The organism is Variovorax sp. dw_308 (assembly GCF_019207085.1).
Classification (GTDB): Bacteria; Pseudomonadota; Gammaproteobacteria; order Burkholderiales; family Burkholderiaceae_C; genus Variovorax.
This window is the reverse complement of sequence record NZ_JAATOM010000068.1, coordinates 1-3,211: the sequence shown is the minus strand read 5'-3', so window position 1 is coordinate 3,211 and position 3,211 is coordinate 1. Positions and strand designations below refer to the sequence as shown.

At 63.1% G+C, this 3,211-nt stretch carries 4 protein-coding genes; all 4 read right to left on the bottom strand.

The features are described 5' to 3' along the window. Window positions 1–29 precede the first annotated feature (29 nt). Complete coding sequence (locus HCU76_RS36140; RefSeq protein ID WP_218512039.1) at window positions 30–614, bottom strand: plasmid pRiA4b ORF-3 family protein; 585 nt, start codon at window positions 612–614, stop codon at window positions 30–32. A 55-nt stretch (window positions 615–669) separates the two neighbouring features. Beyond that, entirely contained in the window at window positions 670–2,271 is a 1,602-nt protein-coding gene (locus HCU76_RS36135; RefSeq protein ID WP_218512040.1) for an IS66 family transposase, read from the bottom strand. A gap of 70 nt (window positions 2,272–2,341) precedes the next feature. Next, complete coding sequence (tnpB, locus tag HCU76_RS36130) at window positions 2,342–2,689, bottom strand: IS66 family insertion sequence element accessory protein TnpB (protein WP_218512038.1); 348 nt, start codon at window positions 2,687–2,689, stop codon at window positions 2,342–2,344. Next, window positions 2,686–3,099 carry a transposase gene (locus HCU76_RS36125; RefSeq protein ID WP_218512037.1) on the bottom strand — a complete coding sequence of 138 codons (414 nt, stop codon included), beginning with the start codon at window positions 3,097–3,099 and terminating at the stop codon, window positions 2,686–2,688. Before HCU76_RS36125 ends, tnpB begins: the two co-directional genes overlap by 4 nt. Window positions 3,100–3,211 lie beyond the last annotated feature (112 nt).

Genomic DNA, 3,211 nt, shown 5'->3' with positions numbered 1-3,211 from the left:
CGTAATAGTCCGACCACTACCCGCGACGATCAATAGGGCTCCGGCGTGAGTCTGCGGTTGACCTCTTCGATGGTGAACTCTCTCGGATCGAAGGCGCGTCCGATCCAGGCCTTTTGTTCGGCGTGTTCCGGATGTGCGGGATCAGCCAAGGCCTCCAAGAAATCTTCGTAGCCCGGCGCACCGCCCACGTCCTCAGGCGGGCATGCGTTTTCGCCCCCGATGCAAACCGCCAGGTCGATTTCCGCGTCGAGCGATACGACCTTTTCGACCTTGACCTTGTGACGCCAGTTGTCGCCGTAGTCGTAGATGTAGAGGAAGGTCTTGCGTGCACCCAACGCATCGCCCAGCGTGACTCCTTCCTCGTCCTCGACCCCGTCTGGCAAATCCGAGCCCGGCTCGAGCGCAGCGTAGTTGTCGTGTCCGAACACGAACTCGTGGATGTGCCCTCCGTCCCATCCGGTAGCCAACAACAGCACGACGTGCAGCCGTTGCAGCTCGATCGTGACGGGCACCAGGAAGCGCCGCCACACTTTGGGTCGGACCCAATCGAGTTCGACGTAGAGTTGATAAGCCAGCGTCGACGCGCCTGGCTCGATAGACGTGGACTTGCTCATCGCGTCCACTTTACCAACGGCGCCCGGCCTGGTGCGGCGGTAGCCGCGCGCGCAGTCAGGCTGCCATCGGCAATTTTTGGGCGGCGGCGTCGTGCGCCCACTTCGCGGCGACCGCCCACGGGAGCAACTCGTCGATGCGGTTGCTCGGGTGATCGGCGATGCGCTCAAGGACGAAGCGAAGGTAACGCTGTGGGTTGATCGCGTTCAGCCTGGCCGTTCCCAGCAGCGTGTACATCACTGCCGCCGTGTGGCCGCCCGCGTCCGAGCCAACGTGCAGGTAGTTCTTTCTTCCGATCGCGACGCAACGCAGAGCCCGCTCGGCTGTGTTGTTGTGCGCATCGATGCGCCCGTCATCGACGAAGTTCGTCAACGCCGTCCAGTTGCTCAAGGAATAGCCGATCGCCAACGCCATCGGCGACTTCCCCGACACCTGCGCCAAGGTCTCGTTCATCCAGGACTTCAATTCCGTAAGCACGGGCGCCGTTCGAGTCTGGCGCACTCGTCTTCGCCGGAGCGCCGAGCGCCCGCTCACCTCAGCCTCGACCCGGAACAACTCGCCAATGCGCACCAACCCCTGATGCGCGAGCGTCCCGGGAAGGCGCTTCTGCTTTACGTGGATGTCCCACAGCTTTCGTCTTGCGTGGCTCCAACATCCAGCCTCAAGGACGAGGCCATCTTTGTAGATCGCGTTGTACCCCGAGTACGCATCGGCTTGCAGGACGCCTCTGAAGTTCCTCAGGTGCCGCGCCGGGTGCTCGCCTTTGCGGTCGCCTGAGTATTGGAACCACACTGCGGCGGGCCCCTCGTCGCCGCTCGGGCGGTCATCGCGAACGTAGACCCACAGTCGACCCGTGCGCGCCTTCTCGCCCTTGCCACCAAGCGCACGGATCGGGGTATCGTCGCCGTGGATCTTGTGGGCCTTCAGCACGTATCGTCCAACGGCTTCAGCAAGCGGGGCCAACAGCAGAGCGCAATTGCCAACCATATCGGTGATGGTCGAGCGGCTCAGTTCGACGCCGTCACGAGCGTAAATTTGGCACAGCCGGTACAGCGGAACGTGATCGGCGAACTTGCTCACTGCGATGTGCGTGAGCAGCCCCGCGCCGGCCATGCATCGGTCCATCGGCCGGCTCGCAGCCAGCGCTTGCGTGATCGTGTGGCATCCTGCACAGACCAGCTTCGGGCGCACGTGGCGCACCACGTGGAAGGTGCCGGGCTCGTAGTCCAGCACTTCGGAGATGTCTTGGCCGATCTCCCGCAGGCCAGCTCCACAGGCCGCGCAATCACATCCGCTTTGCGGGGTGTGAACGACGGTGCGTCGCGGCAGATGTGCGGGCAAGTCGCGCAGCCCCGGCCTCGTCTTGAGCTCGCGCTTCTTGCGCTCTTTGTCGAGCGAGGTCACGTTGGACTTCAACCCATCATCCACACCAGCGTCAATGCTCGACTCGACCACCGGCTGGGCGACCTGACCGCCTACGAGTTCGAGTTGTGCATGCTCAAACTTCTCGCTGGAGCGGCCGTACTTCATGCGTCGCAGATAGGCCAACTCGACCTTCATCTTGTCGATGGTCAACTGCGCGATCTTCAACGCCTCCTGCGAGCGCCGAACCTCACTGCTCAATGCAGTGTTTTTGGCCACGAGGTCAGCGAACGACATGGCCATGACTTTGCCAGCCGTGACCGTGCCTCACAACAGGACTTCTCCCGTCAACCATCTACCCCCTGCGCTACACCGCCACGCGAGGTTGCCAGGTGCGCTCAGGTCGGCGCCAGTCAATTCCCTCGAGCAGCATCGCGACCTGCGCGGTGCTCAGCGAGACACCGCCGCTGTCGGCCTGCGGCCATATGAAGCGCCCCCTCTCGAGTCGCTTCGTCAACATGCACATGCCGTCGCCATCGCTCCACAAAAGCTTCACCAGATCGCCTCGACGACCACGGAACGCGAAGACGTGACCGCTGAACGGGTCCTCGGTCAACGCCATCTGGACCTTGGCCGCCAACGAGTCAATGCCACAGCGCATGTCCGTCACGCCAGCGGCGAGCCACACCCGGGTTCCAGCGCCCGGGCCGATCATGCGCTCTGGCGCAATGCGCGCAAGACACTGCCCAACATCGCCTCGTCAACTGCGCCACGAAGCCGGAGCTGGGCGCCAGCGATCTCAACCTCGATGACGCCTGGACGCGCGCTTCGGCTGACGTGTGCGCCGGAAGGGTCGACAGTCGTTGCCGGCCGAGAAGTCGGGGCTGGGCCGACATCCGGGATCACGCACACAGGAAGCAAATTCGGCGGCGCCGATGCAACTGCGGCCTTCGCCTTGACATGCTCTCGCCGCCACTTGAACAAAAGATTGGCATTGACGCCGCCCTTCATCGCGATCGCCGCCACTGACGCACCAGGCATCAGGCTCTGTGCAATCAAGTCGTCCTTGAACGTGCGTTCATGTGGCCGACGCGTCCGCCTCGACGCCTCAATTTGATCCTTCATGGTGTGCACCATCTCCTGCTGGTGCACACCATCAAGCGGGTGCGCACTCTATGGGATCAAATTCTGCCGGTCTCCTCGCCCTCGCGGACAACGGTACTGGTCGGACTATTAC